The organism is Streptomyces sp. LS1784 (assembly GCF_020103755.1).
Classification (GTDB): Bacteria; Actinomycetota; Actinomycetes; order Streptomycetales; family Streptomycetaceae; genus Kitasatospora.
In genome coordinates this window covers 1-15480 of record NZ_JAHSQD010000155.1, presented here as the reverse complement: position 1 = coordinate 15480, position 15480 = coordinate 1, and the positions used below count along the sequence as shown (strand labels likewise).

The following is a 15480-nucleotide window of genomic DNA, read 5'->3' as shown; positions in this document are numbered from 1 at the left end:
CGCAGCGCCGGCCACCCAGGCCCCCGCCGCCCCGCCGGCCGCCACCACGCCCCCGGCCGCCACCAGGCCCGTCACCGTCGACGTCTTCAACGCCTCCTCCGCCGCCGGGGTCACCTCCGCGGCCGAGGCCAAGGCCCTGGCCGGCCTGGGCTTCAAGGAGGGCCGCACCGGCCCGGCGGCCACCCGGCCGAAGACCACCACCGTCACCTACGGCAAGGGGGCCAAGGAAGCCGCCGAGCAGATCGCGGCCCGCTACGGCGTGAGCGCCACCGAATCCGCCGCCACCGGCGCCGACCACGTCGTCGTCACCCTCGGCACCACGTTCACCGGCATCGCCACGGAGCAGCCCGCACCCGGCACCGCCCCGGCCGACCCGGCCGCCAACCTGCCCATGCAGGGCCCCGCCGTCGACGCCCAGTCCGACGGCGGTATCCCCTGCGTCTACTGACGCGCACCGCATCGGCCTGGGAACGACGGCGGCGCCCCCTGTCCCGGCCGGGACAGGGGGCGCCGCTCACTGCGGCAGACGGTCAGTCCACCGTCCAGGTGTCGTTGCCGGCGAGCAGCGTGGCCAGGTCGCCCGGGCCGCGCCCGGCGGTGGCGGCGGCCAGCTGGCCCGCCATCAGCTCGTCGTAGACCGGGCGTTCCACGCTGCGCAGCACGCCGATCGGCGTGTGGTGCAGGGTGTCCGCGTCGGCGATCCGGGAGAGTGCGAAGGCGGTGGCGGGACTGGCCGCGTGCGCGTCGTGGACCAGGACGTCCGCCTCGTTGTCAGCCGTGACCGGAGCGGTGAACAGCTCGCCGTCCGGGCCCCGGAAGACCCCGTTCGCCAGGTCGGCGCCGAAGCGGGCGGCCTTCCCGTGCTCCAGCCGGATCAGTGCCTCGTCCCGGCTGCCGGGTTCCTTCAGCACCTCGAAGGCGCCGTCGTTGAAGATGTTGCAGTTCTGGTAGATCTCCACCAGCGCCGTGCCCTCGTGCTCGGCGGCCGCCCGGAGCACCGACTGGAGGTGCTGGCGGTCCGAGTCGATGGTGCGTGCGACGAAGGTGGCCTCCGCGCCGATCGCCAGGGACAGCGGGTTGAACGGCGCGTCCAGCGAGCCCATCGGGGTGGACTTGGTGATCTTGCCGAGCTCACTGGTGGGCGAGTACTGGCCCTTGGTGAGGCCGTAGATCCGGTTGTTGAACAGCAGGATCTTCAGATTGACGTTCCGCCGCAGGGCGTGGATCAGGTGGTTGCCGCCGATCGACAGCGCGTCGCCGTCACCGGTCACCACCCAGACGCTCAGGTCCTGGCGCGCGGTGGCCAGCCCGGTCGCGATCGCCGGCGCCCGGCCGTGGATCGAGTGCACCCCGTAGGTGTTCATGTAGTACGGGAAGCGCGAGGAGCAGCCGATGCCCGAGACGAACACCGTGTTCTCGCGCCGGATGCCCAGCTCCGGCATGAAGGACTGCACCGCTGCCAGGATCGCGTAGTCCCCGCAGCCGGGGCACCAGCGCACCTCCTGGTCGGTCTTGAAGTCCCGGGCGCTCTGCGGGCCTTCGGCCTTGGGCACCAGTCGCAGGGACGGGAAGGTGTGCTCGCTCCGCTCGCTCATGCTCCCGCCTCGCCACGCTCGGCGCGGGCATTCGCCCACGCGCACCTCTTGACGGTTCGCTCGCTCCGCTCGCTCATCGGTGGTCCTCCTCGTCCAGGGTGCCGATCGCGGCCCACAGCACGTCCGCCAACTGGGCCGCCTTGAACGGCAGTCCGCGCACCTGGTTGTAGGACTCGGCGTCCACCAGGTACTTCGCCCGCAGCAGCAGGGCCAGCTGCCCCAGGTTCATCTCGGGCACGATGATCTTCTCGTAACTCCGCAGCACCGAACCCAGGTTGGCCGGGAACGGGTTGAGGTTGCGCAGGTGCGCCTGGGCGACCTCGCCGCCGTCCGCACGCACCCGGCGCACCGCGGCGGTGATCGGCCCGTAGGTCGAGCCCCAACCCAGCACCAGCACCCGGGCGTCGCCGGTCGGGTCGTCCACCTCGACCGGCTTCACGGTGATGCCGTCGACCTTGGCCTGCCGGGTGCGAACCATGAAGTCGTGGTTGGCCGGGTCGTAGGAGATGTTGCCGGTGCCGTCCTGCTTCTCGATGCCGCCGATCCGGTGCTCCAGTCCGGGCGTGCCGGGCAGCGCCCAGGGCCTGGACAGCGTCCGCGGGTCGCGCAGGTACGGCCAGAAGGCGCCGTCCTCGCGGTTCGGGCCGGTCGCGAACTGCGGGTCGATCTCCGGAAGTTCGTCGACGTCGGGGATCCGCCAGGGCTCCGAGCCGTTGGCCAGGTAGCCGTCCGAGAGCAGGAAAACCGGGGTGCGGTAGGTGACCGCGATCCGGGCCGCCTCCAGCGCCGCGTCGAAGCACTCCGCGGGCGTGGCCGGGGCGACGATCGGCACCGGCGCCTCGCCGTTGCGGCCGAACATCGCCTGCAGCAGGTCCGCCTGCTCGGTCTTGGTCGGCAGGCCGGTGGACGGGCCGCCGCGCTGGATGTCCACGACCAGCAGCGGCAGTTCGAGTGAGACGGCCAGGCCGATCGTCTCGGACTTCAGCGCGACACCCGGCCCGGAGGTGGTGGTCACGCCGAGCGACCCTCCGAAGGCGGCACCGAGCGCGGCGCCGACGCCGGCGATCTCGTCCTCCGCCTGGAAGGTGCGCACCCCGAAGTCCTTGTGCCGGCTCAGCTCGTGCAGGATGTCCGAGGCCGGGGTGATCGGGTACGAGCCCAGGTACAGCGGCAGCCCGGAGCGCTGCGCGGCGGCGATCAGCCCGTAGGACAGGGCGAGGTTGCCGGAGATGTTGCGGTAGCGCCCGGCCGGGAGCCTGGCCGGCGGCACCTCGTAGGAGACGGCGAAGGACTCCGTGGTCTCGCCGAAGTTCCAGCCCGCCCGGAAGGCGCAGATGTTGGCCTCGGCGATCTGCGGCTTCTTGGCGAACTTGGTGCGCAGGAACGACTCCGTTCCGTGCGTGGGCCGGTGGTACATCCAGGACAGCAGGCCCAGGGCGAACATGTTCTTCGCCCGCTCCGCGTCCTTGCGGGCCAGGCCGCTGTCCTTGAGCGCCTCCAGGGTCAGCGTGGTCAGCGGCACCTTGTGCAGGTGGAAGCCGCCCAGTGAACCGTCGGTCAGCGGGTCCGCCGGGTAACCGACCTTGGCCAGCGCGCGCTTGGTGAACTCGTCGGTGTTGACGATGATCTCGGCGCCGCGCGGCAGGTCCGGCAGGTTCGCCTTCAGTGCGGCCGGGTTCATCGCGACCAGCACGTTCGGGGCGTCGCCCGGGGTCAGGATGTCGTGGTCCGCGAAGTGCAGCTGGAAGGACGAGACGCCCGGCAGGGTGCCGGCGGGCGCCCGGATCTCGGCCGGGAAGTTCGGCAGCGTGGACAGGTCGTTGCCGAAGGACGCCGTCTCCGAGGTGAACCGGTCACCGGTGAGCTGCATGCCGTCACCGGAGTCGCCGGCGAAGCGAATGATCACCCGATCGAGTCTGCGAATGGGCTTGCCCGGCTTCGTCGGAGGGCCGCCCGGGGCAGGTGGCCCGGCGGGCGCGGCCGAACCCGAGCGCGCGTCCCCGCTCCCGGCACGGGCCTCGTTGCCGTCCGAGCCGTCCACTGCCTCTGACTGATCGACCTGACTGGTCACTGCCGCGGACCTCCTCGTGGGCACACCACCGCGGGCGCGGCCCCGTGCCCCGTCCGCCTGGTGCACCTCTCGCATCCTATGCGGGCCGACACGACGGCGGCCGGAACCGCGTCAGTAATTTCACCGGCCCGCGGCTGCACCGCACATGCTTGTCAACGCCCGCCCGCCGGAGATCATTCCGGCTCGGGCGGGCGTGCGCGAGCACCCGGCGGGCGCATGGCCGAGATGTGCTCCCCCGGGGGGCGTGCCCCGGGAGCCGGGGCCGCGGAACCGGAGGGGCGGGCCTCAGGAGTTGAGGTAGGTGAGCACGGCCAGCACCCGGCGGTGGTCCTCCGCGCTCTGGGCCAGGCCCAGCTTGAGGAATATGTTGCTGACGTGCTTCTCCACCGCGCCGTCGGAGACGACCAGCTGCTTGGCCACCGCGGCGTTGGTGCGGCCCTCCGCCATCAGCCCGAGCACCTCGCGCTCGCGCGGCGTGAGATTGGCCAGAACGTCGCCCTTGCGGCTGCGGCTGAGGAGCTGCTGCACCACCTCCGGGTCCAGCGCGGTGCCGCCCTCGGCGACCCGGACCACCGCGTCGGCGAACTCGCGCACCTCGGCGACCCGGTCCTTGAGCAGGTAGCCGACGCCCCGGGTGGAGCCGGCCAGCAGCTCCGAGGCGTACCGCTCCTCCACGAACTGCGACAGCACCAGCACGCCCAGCTGCGGGTAGCGGCCGCGCAGCTCGACGCAGGCGCGCAGGCCCTCGTCGGTGTGGGTCGGGGGCATCCGCACGTCGGAGACCACGACGTCCGGCAGGGCGTCGGCCGCCGCCAGGTCGTGGATGGCCTTCACCAGGGCCTCGCCGTCCCCGACTCCGGCGACGACCTCCAGGCCGCGATCGGTGAGCAGCCGGGTCAGTCCCTCCCTCAGCAGTACGGAGTCCTCGGCGATGACGACGCGACGCATGGCGACCTTCCCGGCAGGCGTGTGCTGACGGGTGTCAGTCTCCCCCATCCCGGGGCGTGCCGAGGGCCCGGGCCCGGCCTCACCGCAGCCCGGCCCCGACGGCCCCGGCCGGGCTCACATGGTGCGGATCGCCACCGCGTCGCAGAGGCCCTCCAGGGCGGCCTTCGCCGGGCAGTCCGGCAGCGGGGCGAGCAGCGCCCGGGCCTCCTCGGCCCGGCGCAGGGTCTCGGCGCGGGCGCGCTCCAGCGCGGGGTGGGCGCGCAGCAGGCGCAGCGCCTCGGCGTGCAGGTCGTCGTCGGAGAGGTCCTGGTCGAGCAGTTCGCGCAGCCGGGTGTCGTCCGGGTCGGCCGGGTCGGCGGGCATCTGCTGCAGCAGCAGGGTCGGCAGGGTCGGCACGCCCTCGCGCAGGTCGGTGCCGGGGGTCTTGCCGGACTCGTGGCCGTCGCTGGCGATGTCGAGCACGTCGTCGGCCAGCTGGAAGGCGATGCCGATCCGCTCGCCGAACTCGCCGAGGGTGTCCACCAGCTCGCGCTCGGCGCCGGCCATCAGCGCTCCTATCCGGCAGGAGACGGCGATCAGCGAGCCGGTCTTGCCCTCCAGGACGTCCAGGTAGTGCAGCAGCGGGTCCATGTCCGGGCCGGGGCCGCGGGTCTCCAGGATCTGGCCGGTGACCAGCCGCTCGAAGGCCTCGGCCTGCATCCGCACGGCCTCCGGGCCGAGGTCGGAGAGCACCTGGGAGGCGCGGGAGAACAGGAAGTCGCCGGTGAGGATGGCGACCGAGTTGTCCCAGCGGGAGTTGGCGCTCGGTGCGCCGCGGCGCACCGGCGCCTCGTCCATGACGTCGTCGTGGTACAGCGTGGCCAGGTGGGTCAGCTCGACCACCACGGCGGCGGGCACCACGCCGGGCGCCCCCTGGTCGCCGAACTGGGCGGCGAGCAGCAGGAGCAGCGGACGGAAGCGCTTGCCGCCGGCTTCGAGGAGGTGGCTGGCGGTGACGGTGATGAACGGGACGTCGCTCTTGACGGCCTCACCGAGCGCCGCCTCCACCGCGTCCAGTCCGGCCTGGACGTCCCGGGTCAGGTCGCGGTCCTGCACGCTGAGCCCGAAGGGTTCCACGACGGTCACGAAGACCACTCCTCTGTCCCTGGTCGATCTAGCGGCCTGGTCCCTGAGTGCCGCCGCTGGCCATACAGGCAGGGTATCCGGTCGCGAGTGGATCACTGCACGGGCGTGCGGATCCTGTCATGATCGGGCCTGATGCCCTGGTCAGGGCGGCTGTGCGGGCCGGACGGCGGTGGGGGTGAATTCGGATGGAAATAAAGGCGGGAGAGCCGGTCGGGACTCCCCCGGCCCCGGCTCCCGACAAAGACCCGTCCGGGCCGCGCGGACTGGGCGCGGCCCGGACGGGGCCCTGGTCGGGAACGGCGGACGCAAAGGTCAGCGCACGAACAGTGCGGCCTTGGACGCGAGGTCGAGGAAGTACTGCGGCAGCAGTCCGAGACCCAGCGTGACCAGCACCCCCACCCCGATCGCGGTCGCCGTGAAGGGGCTCGGGATCGCCACCGTGGGGCCGCCGGGCTGCGGGTCCGAGAAGAACATCAGCACGATGACCCTGATGTAGAAGAACGCGGCCACCGCCGAACTCAGCACACCGACGACCACCAGCGGGGTCGCCCCGCCGCTGGCCGCGGCCTGGAAGACCGCGAACTTCCCGGTGAAACCGGAGGTCAGCGGAATCCCGGCGAACGCCAGCAGGAACAGCGCGAACACCGCCGCCACCAGCGGCGAACGCCGCCCGAGCCCGGCCCAGCTGGACAGGTGGGTCGCCTCGCCCTTGGAGTCGCGCACCAGGGTGACCACGGCGAACGCGCCGAGCGTCACGAAGGAGTACGCCAGCAGGTAGAACAACACCGAGGAGATGCCCTGCTTGTTGACGGCGATCACGCCGGTCAGGATGAACCCGGCGTGCGCGATCGAGGAGTACGCCAGCAGGCGCTTGACGTCCTGCTGGGTCACCGCGAGCACCGCGCCGACGACCATGGTGAGGATCGCCACCCCCCACATCACCGGCCGCCAGTCCAGCCGCAGGCCCGGGAAGGCCACGTAGAACAGCCGCATGAAGGCTCCGAAGGCCGCGACCTTGGTGGCCGCCGCCATGAAGCCGGTCACCGGGGTCGGCGCGCCCTGGTAGACGTCCGGGGTCCAGGAGTGGAAGGGCACCGCGGCGACCTTGAACAGCAGGCCGACCGCCAGCATCGCCAGGCCGGTCAGCACCAGCGCGTCGCTCTGGGTGGTGCTCAGCAGCGCGGGGGTGGTCATCGCCTTGCCGGAGATGACGTCGCCGATGTCGCCGAGCCGTACGCTGCCCGCGTAGCCGTACACCAGCGCGGTGCCGAACAGGAAGAACGCCGAGGCGAAGGCACCGAGCAGGAAGTACTTGACCGCCGCCTCCTGGGAGAGCAGCCGACGGCGCCGGGCCAGCGCGCACAGCAGGTACAGCGGCAGCGAGAAGACCTCCAGCGCCACGAACATGGTCAGCAGGTCGTTGGCCGCGGGGAACAGCAGCATGCCGCCGACGGCGAACATGGTGAGCGGGAAGACCTCGCTGGTGGCGAAGCCGGCCCGGACCGCGGCCCGTTCCTGCTCGCCGCCGGGGGTGGCGGCGGCCTGGGCGGCGAAGGCGTCGGCGGGCCGGCCGCCGGCCTTGGGCTCCAGCCTCCGCTCGGCGTAGGTGAGCACCGCGACCACGGCGGCCAGCAGGATCACGCCCTGGAGGAACAGCGCCGGGCCGTCCAGGGCGACGGACTCCATGGCCAGCAGGTCCACCTTGGTGGAGCCGTAGCCCTGCGCGGCCAGCACCACCACGGCGACGAAGGCGCCGACCAGCCCGGCCAGGGCGAGCGTCACCTGCGTCCAGTGCCGGAACCGGCGGGGCGCGAAGGCCTCCACCAGGACGCCGGCCAGGGCGGCGGCGAACACCACGAGCATCGGGGAGAGCTGGCCGTACTCGATGTGGGGTGCCGGGATGCCGGCGGTGTTGCCGCCGGCGGCGGCGAGCATCGCGGTGGTGCTCACTTCTGCTCACCTCCTGAGGTGGCGGCGACCGGGTGGGCCGGCGCCGGGTCGGTCTGGTGGACCTGCGTGAGCGTCGCGTTCACCGAGGGGTTGACCAGGTCGGTGAGCGGCTTGGGGTAGACGCCGAGCAGGATGGTCAGCGCCACCAACGGGCCGACCACGAGGAGTTCGCGGGCCTTGAGGTCGGGGATCGTGCGCACCCCGTCCTTCACCGGGCCGGTCATGGTGCGCTGGTACAGCAGCAGGGCGTACAGCGCGGCCAGCACGATGCCGAAGGTGGCCACGATGCCGATCGCCGGGTAGCGGGTGAAGGTGCCCACCAGCACCAGGAACTCGCTGACGAACGGGGCGAGCCCGGGCAGCGACAGGGTGGCCAGACTGCCGATCAGGAAGGTCCCGGCGAGCACCGGGGCGACCTTCTGCACGCCGCCGTAGTCGGCGATCAGCCGCGAGCCGCGACGGGAGATCAGGAAGCCGGCCACCAGCATCCACGCCGCCGTGGACAGGCCGTGGTTGACCATGTAGAGGGTGGCTCCGCTCTGGCCCTGGCTGGTCAGGGCGAAGATGCCCATGATGATGAAGCCGAAGTGCGAGATCGAGGCGTACGCCACCAGGCGCTTGATGTCCTTCTGGCCGACCGCCAGCAGCGCGCCGTAGACGATCCCGATCAGCGCGAGGACCAGGATCGCCGGGGCGAAGGTCTTCGAGGCGTTCGGGAACAGCCCGAGGCAGAAGCGCAGCATCGCGAAGGTGCCGACCTTGTCCACCACCGCGGTGATCAGCACCGCGGTGCCGGCGGTGGACTCGCCCATCGCGTTCGGCAGCCAGGTGTGCAGCGGCCACAGCGGGGCCTTCACCGCGAAGGCGAAGAAGAAGCCCAGGAACAGCGCCTTCTCGGCGGTACCGGTCAGCTGGATCCGGCCGTCGGCGATCGCCGAGGTCAGGGTCGGCAGGTCGAAGGTGCCGAAGCCCTGGTCCTGTGCGGTCACGTACAGGCCGATCACGGCGGCCAGCATCACCAGGCCGCCGAGCAGGTTGTAGAGCAGGAACTTCACGGCCGCGTAGGAGCGCTGACGCGCCGACTCGGGGCCGCCGGCCCGGTCGCCGAAGCCGCCGATCAGGAAGTACATCGGGATCAGCATGGCTTCGAAGAACACGTAGAACACGAAGACGTCGGTGGCGTAGAAGGAGACGACCACCATCGCCTCCACCGCCAGGATCAGCGCGAAGAAGCCCTGGGTGCGGCGCCTGTTCTCGAAGGTGCCGTCGGGCCTGGCCGCGTTGGGCCCCTCTCCCCCGGCCTGGCGGCCGGGACGTGCCCCCGGCCCGTCGGCGGCCGAGGAGGGCGGGTCGGCGTCGTGCCAGGAGGCGAGGATCACCAGCGGCACGAGCACGGCGGTGAGCAGGGCGAGCACGACGCCGATGCCGTCCACGCCGAGCGAGAAGGTGATGCCGAAGGAACGGATCCAGCTGTACGACTCGGTCAGCTGGAAGCGGGCACCGTGCGGGTCGAACCGCGTCGCCACCGCGGCGGCCAGCACCAGGGTGACGGCCGAGACGCCCAGCGCGACGGCCTTGGTGGTCCTGCGCCGGCCCTCGGAGGACCCGGCGGGCAACGCGGCGGTCAGCACCGCGCCGGCCGCCGGAACGGCACAGGTGGCGGTCAGAAGCGCGCTCATGCGCCCACCCCCCGACGGATATCAGGACGAGTCATCACGTGGACCTCATCAGGAGAGTCGTGGCGACCAGCACCAGCGTGCCGCCGAACATGGAGAGCGCGTACGAGCGGACGAAGCCGTTCTGGACCCGCCGCAGCCGGCCGGAGAGCCCGCCGATCGCGGCGGCCAAGCCGTTGACCACACCGTCCAGGCCCCGGCTGTCGAAGAAGACCAGCGCCGCGGCGAGCGCCGAGCCCGGCCGCACCAGCACCGCGTGGTTGAAGTCGTCCTGCAGCAGGTCGCGGCGGGCCGCCCGGGTGAGCGGGGAGCCCACCGGCGCCACCACCGGGACCGGCGAGCGCCCGTACATCAGGTACGCGACGCCGACGCCGGCCAGCATGCATGCCGTGGTCAGCAGGGTGACGGTCAGCGGGGCGAGGGGGGAGTTGCCCTCCTCGTACCCGGTGACCGGCTCCAGCCACTTCAGGAAGGAGTCGTTGAAGGCGAACAGCCCGCCCGCGAAGACCGAGCCGACGGCCAGCAGGACCATCGGGACGGTCATGGTCCTGGGCGACTCGTGCGGGTGCGGGAGGTTGTCGTCGCCCGCAGCGGCGCCGCTGGTCCCACCGGTCGGCTGCCAGCGCTTCTCACCGAAGAAGGTCAGCACCATCACCCGGGTCATGTAGAACGCGGTGATCGCCGCGCCGACCAGCGCGCACAGCCCGAGGATCCAGCCCTCGGTGCCGCCCTTGGCGAAGGCCGCCTCGATGATCTTGTCCTTGGAGAAGAAGCCGGACAGGCCCGGGAAGCCGATGATCGCCAGGTAGCCGAGGCCGAAGGTGACGAAGGTGACCGGCATGTACTTGCGCAGGCCGCCGTAGTGACGCATGTTCACCTCGTCGTTCATGCCGTGCATGACCGACCCGGCGCCGAGGAACAGCCCGGCCTTGAAGAAGCCGTGGGTCACCAGGTGCATGATCGCGAAGGCGTAGCCGATCGGGCCGAGCCCGGCCGCCATCACCATGTAGCCGATCTGCGACATGGTCGAGCCGGCCAGCGCCTTCTTGATGTCGTCCTTGGCGCAACCGACGATCGCACCGAACAGCAGCGTGACCGCGCCGACCACCACCACGGCGGTCTGCGCGTCCGGCGCCAGGTCGAAGATCGTCGCGGAGCGGGTGATCAGGTAGACGCCCGCGGTCACCATGGTGGCCGCGTGGATCAGCGCCGACACCGGGGTCGGGCCCTCCATCGCGTCCCCCAGCCAGGACTGCAGCGGCACCTGAGCCGACTTGCCGCAGGCCGCCAGCAGCAGCATCAGCCCGATCGCCGTCAGCTTGCCCTCGCTCGCCTCGTGCGCGGCCCCGAAGACCGGGTCGAAGGCGAAGGAGCCGAACTCCGCGAACATCAGCATGATCGCGATGGACAGGCCGACGTCGCCGACCCGGTTGACGATGAAGGCCTTCTTCGCCGCCGTCGCCGCGCTCGGCTTGTGCTGCCAGAAGCCGATCAGGAGGTACGAGGCCAGGCCCACGCCCTCCCAGCCGAAGTACAGCAACAGGTAGTTGTCCGCGACCACCAGCAGCAGCATGGCAGCCAGGAACAGGTTCAGGTACGCGAAGAAGCGGCGCCGGCGCTCGTCGTGCGCCATGTAGCCGACCGAGTAGAGGTGGATCAGCGTGCCGACGCCGGTGATCAGCAGGACGAAGGTCATCGACAGCTGGTCGAGCCGGAAGGAGACGTCGGCCTGGAAGCCGTTCACCCGGATCCAGCTGAACAGGTGCTCGGTGACCGCCCGGTGCTCGGCGTCACGGCCGAGCATGTCCGAGAACAGGGCCAGGCCGAAGCCGAACGAGAGCGCCGCGAGCGCGGTGGCCAGCCAGTGGCCGTACCGGTCCAGCGCCCGGCCGCCGAGCAGGAGCAGGGCGGCGCCCGCCAGTGGAGCCGCCACCAGCAGCGGAATGAGAGAGTTCACCGAAGGCCCTCCGCCTACAGCTTCATCAGGTTGCTGTCGTCGACCGAAGCGGAGTGCCTGGTCCGGAAGATGGAGACGATGATGGCGAGGCCGACCACGACCTCCGCCGCCGCGACCACCATCGTGAAGAATGCGATGATCTGGCCGTCCAGGGTCCCGTGCAGCCGGGAGAAGGTCACCAGGGCGAGGTTCGAGGCGTTCAGCATCAGCTCCACGCACATGAACAGCACGATCGCGTTGCGCCGGATCAGCACCCCGGCCGCGCCGATGGTGAACAACAGGGCGGACAGGTAGAGGTAGTTGACCGGGTTCACTCCGTGCCCTCCTCGTCGGCCGGGTGCTCCACGTTGTTCGCCGGCACCGGCTCGCCGTTCGCCGGCACCGGCCGGCCGTTCGTCGGAACCGGCTTCAGCGACTTGCGCGGGGGCGCCATCGCCGGCCGCTCCGAGGACGGACGGCCCAGCCAGTCCGCCGTGGTGTTCTCCAGCTCCGCCATCCGCTGCAGCATCGCCTGGCTCACGTCCCGGACCTGGCCGCGCTCGCGCAGCGTCGCCATCACCGAGTCCTCGGCGATCGTGCCGTCCGGCAGCAGCCCCGGGACGTCCACCGCGTTGTGCCGCGCGTACACGCCCGGCGCCGGCAGCGGCGGCACCTGGATGTTGTCCTTGATCCGCTGCGCCGCCAGCTCGCGCTGCGTCTTCGGCGCCTTCACGTGCTCCCGGTGGGTCAGCACCATCGCGCCGATCGCCGCAGTGATCAGCAGTGCGCCGGTGACCTCGAAGGCCCACACGTACCGGGTGAAGATCAGCCGGGCCAGGCCCGGCACGTTGCCCTCGGCGTTCGCCTCGGACAGCCCGGTGAAGTGGTTCAGCTTCGCGTTGGCGATCCCGGCGATCAGCAGCACGCCGAAGCCCAGCCCGCACAGCGCCGCGGCGAACCGCTGGCCCTTCAGCTGCTCCTTCAAGGAGTCCTCGCTGGTGACGCCGACCAGCATCACCACGAACAGGAACAGCATCATGATCGCGCCGGTGTAGACCACGATCTGCACCACACCCAGGAACACCGCTCCCTGGGCCATGTAACAGACCGCCAGCGCCAGCATGGTGCCCGCCAGGCAGAGCGCGCTGTGCACGGCCTTGCGCATCAGCACCATGCCGAGTGCGCCGCCGACCGCGATCACCGCGAGCACCCAGAACTGGACGGCCTCACCCGTCGAGGTCGTCCCGACCGCTTCCGCCAGCTGCGCGCTCACTGCTGCACCTCCCTCTCCCGGTCGGTGCGCTCCTGCTGAACCGTCCCCGGCGCCGCCGAGGTGACCTCGCCCCGGTAGTACGCGCCCTCGTCGGTACCCGGGAAGATCGCGTGCGGGGTGTCGACCATGCCCTCGGACAGGCCCACCAGCAGCTGCTCCTTGGTGAAGATCAGGTCCCGCCGGGAGGAGTCGGCCAGCTCGTACTCGTTGGTCATGGTCAGCGCCCTGGTCGGGCAGGCCTCGATGCACAGCCCGCACAGGATGCAGCGGGCGTAGTTGATCTGGTACACCGCGCCGTAGCGCTCACCCGGGGAGTAGCGCTCCTCGTCCCGGTTGTCCGCGCCCTCCACGTAGATCGCGTCGGCCGGGCAGGCCCACGCGCACAGCTCGCAGCCGACGCACTTCTCCAGGCCGTCCGGGTGCCGGTTCAGCTGGTGACGGCCGTGGAAGCGCGGAGCGGTGGGCTTCTTCTGCTCCGGGTACTGCTCGGTGAGCCGCTTCTTGAACATGGCCTTGAAGGTCACGCCGAAGCCGGCGGCCGGGCCGAGGATCGACGGACGGTCGGCCCGCTCGGGGCGGTCCGTACGATCGGACTGGTCGGACTGGTCGGACATCTCGGTTCAGCTCCCTTCGGAATGGTCGGCCCCGTTGAGGGCGTCGTGGAGTTGCTTCGGGGCGCGGCTGCGCCGGCGCGGCACCGGCGGGAGCACCTGACCGGGCAGCGGCGGGACCGGGTAGCCGCCCACCATCGGGTCGAAGTCGGCCTTGGGCGGGACGTCCTCGGGTTCCGGCTGCTTCCGCAGGAAGTCCCGCAGCAGCGCCAGCAGCAGCACCACCCCGACCGGGGCGCCCACGTACAGCACCACCTCGCCGAAGCCGTAGCCCTCGTTACGCAGCGCCCGCACGCTCGCGATCAGCACCAGCCACACCAGCGAGACCGGGATCAGCACCTTCCAGCCCAGCTTCATGAACTGGTCGTAGCGGAGCCGGGGCAGCGTGCCGCGCAGCCAGATGAAGAAGAACAGCAGCAGCTGGATCTTCAGCGTGATCCACAGCATCGGCCACCAGCCGTGGTTGGCGCCCTCCCAGAAGGTCGACACCGGCCACGGAGCCCGCCAGCCGCCCAGGAAGAGGGTCGAGGCCACCGCCGAGACCGTCACCATGTTCACGTACTCGGCCAGCATGAACATCGCGAACTTCAGCGAGGAGTACTCGGTGTTGAACCCGCCGACCAGCTCGCCCTCGGCCTCCGGCAGGTCGAACGGCGCCCGGTTGGTCTCCCCGACCATCGCGATGACGTACACGATGAACGACACCGGCAACAGCGCCGCGAACCAGGTCGGCTGCTGGTGCGCCACGATCTCCGAGGTCGACATCGAGCCGGAGTAGATGAACACCGCCGCGAAGGACAGGCCCATCGCGATCTCGTAGCTGATCATCTGCGCGGCCGAACGCAGCCCGCCCAGCAGCGGGTACGTCGACCCGGAGGACCAGCCGGCCAGCACGATGCCGTAGATGCCGATCGAGGCCGTCGCCAGGATGTACAGCAGCGCGACCGGAAAGTCCGTCAGCTGGAGCGGCGTGCGGGTGCCGAAGATCGACACCTCGTTGCCGGCCGGGCCGAACGGGATCACCGCGAAGGCCATGAACGCCGGAATGGCACAGACGATCGGGGCCAGGATGTAGACCGGCTTGTCCGCGCCCTTGACCACCAGGTCTTCCTTCAGCGCCAGTTTCACGCCGTCCGCCAGCGACTGCAGCAGGCCCCACGGGCCGTGCCGGTTGGGCCCGATGCGCAGCTGCATCCAGGCCACCACCTTGCGCTCCCAGACGATCGCGATCAGCACCGTCAGGACCAGGAAGGCGAAGCAGAACACCGCCTTCAGCAGCACCAGCCACCACGGGTCCTGCCCGAAGAAGTGGAGCGTCTCGTACGGCTGCGAAGTCATCGGTCCTCCCCTTCGCCCGCGGTCTCGTCCGCGGTCGCCCCGGTCTGGTCCTGCGCTGCCTGGTCCTGCGCCGGCCGGTCCTGCACCGTCGGCTCGGGCTCGGGCTCGGGCTCGGACTCGGACTCGGACTCGGGCTCGGCCGCGGCGATCGTGACCAGGTGGCCGACGGTGGTGCCGAGCGCGCGGTGGGTGCCGCCCGGTGTGGAGTCGAGCGGGACCCAGACCGTGCGGTCCGGGATCGAGTCGGTGATCTCCAGGGGCAGGGTCAGCGAGCCGGCCGGGCCGGTCAGCCGCAGCTCGGCAGCCGCCTCGGCACCGATCTCCTTGGCCGTCTCCGCCGAGATCCGGGCCACCGCCCGGTGCCGGGTGCCCGCCAGGTGCGGGTCCCCCTGCTGCAGCACGCCGTTGTCCAGCAGCATCCGCCAACCCGCCAGCACCGCCTGGCCGGTGGCCGGCCGGGGCAGCGGGCCCGGGTGCGCCGCCGGGTCGGCCGTGCGGTCGCCCTCCCAGGGGGCGAAACGGTCCAGCTCCAGCCGGGCCGCCCGGACGTCCGGCAGGCCCAGCCGCCGGCCCAGCGCGTCCGCCAGCATGCCCAGCACCCGCAGGTCGGACTGGAGGTGCCGGCCCATCTGCTGGTCCGGCTTGAGCGCGGACTCGAACATCCGGACCCGGCCCTCCCAGTCCAGGAAGGTGCCGGCCTTCTCCGCCACCGCCGCCACCGGCAGCACCACGTCGGCGCGCGCCGTCACCGCCGAGGGCCGCAACTCCAGCGACACCAGGAACGGCACCGCCGCCAACGCCTCGTCGGCCAGCGCCGGGTCCGGCAGGTCGTCCGGGTCCACGCCGCCGACCAGCAGCGCGTCCAGCTCGCCGCCCACGGCCGCCGCCAGGATCCCGTCGGTGTCCCGACCCGGCCGGGACGGCAGCTCGGCCCCGCCCCACACCGCGGACGCCTCC

General features: G+C 71.4%; 13 protein-coding genes. 1 reads left to right on the top strand and 12 read right to left on the bottom strand.

The window, feature by feature from the left end; translation table 11 throughout:
• Positions 1 to 448: LytR C-terminal domain-containing protein (locus tag KS423_RS19375; protein WP_224280810.1), on the top strand; the 448-nt coding region annotated here is incomplete at its 5' end.
• Between the two features lie 82 nt (positions 449 to 530).
• Here KS423_RS19375 and KS423_RS19370 read toward each other — a convergent pair.
• The 12 genes from KS423_RS19370 to KS423_RS19315 all read right to left on the bottom strand — a co-directional run.
• Positions 531 to 1595 (bottom strand): 2-oxoacid:ferredoxin oxidoreductase subunit beta, encoded by a 1065-nt coding sequence (locus tag KS423_RS19370; protein WP_224280809.1) that lies wholly within the window; start codon positions 1593 to 1595, stop codon positions 531 to 533.
• A gap of 73 nt (positions 1596 to 1668) precedes the next feature.
• Positions 1669 to 3666: a 2-oxoacid:acceptor oxidoreductase subunit alpha gene (locus tag KS423_RS19365; protein WP_224280808.1), complete on the bottom strand. Its 1998-nt coding sequence runs from the start codon at positions 3664 to 3666 to the stop codon at positions 1669 to 1671.
• Positions 3667 to 3951: 285 nt separating this feature from the next.
• Positions 3952 to 4614, bottom strand: coding sequence for a response regulator transcription factor (locus KS423_RS19360; RefSeq protein ID WP_224280807.1), 663 nt, complete (start codon positions 4612 to 4614; stop codon positions 3952 to 3954).
• Positions 4615 to 4728: 114 nt separating this feature from the next.
• Entirely contained in the window at positions 4729 to 5739 is a 1011-nt protein-coding gene (locus KS423_RS19355; RefSeq protein WP_224280806.1) for a polyprenyl synthetase family protein, read from the bottom strand.
• A 312-nt stretch (positions 5740 to 6051) separates the two neighbouring features.
• Positions 6052 to 7674: an NADH-quinone oxidoreductase subunit NuoN gene (gene nuoN, locus KS423_RS19350; protein ID WP_224280811.1), complete on the bottom strand. Its 1623-nt coding sequence runs from the start codon at positions 7672 to 7674 to the stop codon at positions 6052 to 6054.
• A gap of 11 nt (positions 7675 to 7685) precedes the next feature.
• The gene (locus KS423_RS19345; RefSeq protein ID WP_224280805.1) at positions 7686 to 9368 is read right to left on the bottom strand and encodes an NADH-quinone oxidoreductase subunit M; all 1683 of its coding nucleotides are present in this window, start codon (positions 9366 to 9368) and stop codon (positions 7686 to 7688) included.
• A gap of 34 nt (positions 9369 to 9402) precedes the next feature.
• The gene (gene nuoL, locus KS423_RS19340; RefSeq protein ID WP_224280804.1) at positions 9403 to 11322 is read right to left on the bottom strand and encodes an NADH-quinone oxidoreductase subunit L; all 1920 of its coding nucleotides are present in this window, start codon (positions 11320 to 11322) and stop codon (positions 9403 to 9405) included.
• A 14-nt stretch (positions 11323 to 11336) separates the two neighbouring features.
• Positions 11337 to 11636, bottom strand: coding sequence for an NADH-quinone oxidoreductase subunit NuoK (nuoK, locus tag KS423_RS19335; protein WP_195911268.1), 300 nt, complete (start codon positions 11634 to 11636; stop codon positions 11337 to 11339).
• The gene (locus KS423_RS19330; RefSeq protein WP_224280803.1) at positions 11633 to 12574 is read right to left on the bottom strand and encodes an NADH-quinone oxidoreductase subunit J; all 942 of its coding nucleotides are present in this window, start codon (positions 12572 to 12574) and stop codon (positions 11633 to 11635) included. The genes nuoK and KS423_RS19330 overlap by 4 nt, the downstream gene beginning before the upstream one ends.
• Positions 12571 to 13188, bottom strand: coding sequence for an NADH-quinone oxidoreductase subunit NuoI (nuoI, locus tag KS423_RS19325; RefSeq protein WP_224280802.1), 618 nt, complete (start codon positions 13186 to 13188; stop codon positions 12571 to 12573). The genes KS423_RS19330 and nuoI overlap by 4 nt, the downstream gene beginning before the upstream one ends.
• Positions 13189 to 13194: 6 nt before the next feature.
• Positions 13195 to 14523 carry an NADH-quinone oxidoreductase subunit NuoH gene (gene nuoH, locus KS423_RS19320; protein WP_224280801.1) on the bottom strand — a complete coding sequence of 443 codons (1329 nt, stop codon included), beginning with the start codon at positions 14521 to 14523 and terminating at the stop codon, positions 13195 to 13197.
• On the bottom strand, positions 14520 to 15480 hold a 961-nt coding region (locus tag KS423_RS19315), incomplete at its 5' end, for a molybdopterin dinucleotide binding domain-containing protein (protein WP_224280800.1). The genes KS423_RS19315 and nuoH, both read right to left, overlap by 4 nt.

Excerpts from the sequence above, each read along its gene's own strand:
- KS423_RS19370 (WP_224280809.1), bottom strand. The coding sequence starts at position 1,595 with ATGAGCGAGCGGAGCGAGCACACCTTCCCGTCCCTGCGACTGGTGCCC.
- KS423_RS19360 (WP_224280807.1), bottom strand. The coding sequence starts at position 4,614 with ATGCGTCGCGTCGTCATCGCCGAGGACTCCGTACTGCTGAGGGAGGGA.
- nuoN (WP_224280811.1), bottom strand. The coding sequence starts at position 7,674 with ATGCTCGCCGCCGCCGGCGGCAACACCGCCGGCATCCCGGCACCCCAC.
- KS423_RS19345 (WP_224280805.1), bottom strand. The coding sequence starts at position 9,368 with ATGAGCGCGCTTCTGACCGCCACCTGTGCCGTTCCGGCGGCCGGCGCG.
- nuoI (WP_224280802.1), bottom strand. The coding sequence starts at position 13,188 with ATGTCCGACCAGTCCGACCAGTCCGATCGTACGGACCGCCCCGAGCGG.
- nuoH (WP_224280801.1), bottom strand. The coding sequence starts at position 14,523 with ATGACTTCGCAGCCGTACGAGACGCTCCACTTCTTCGGGCAGGACCCG.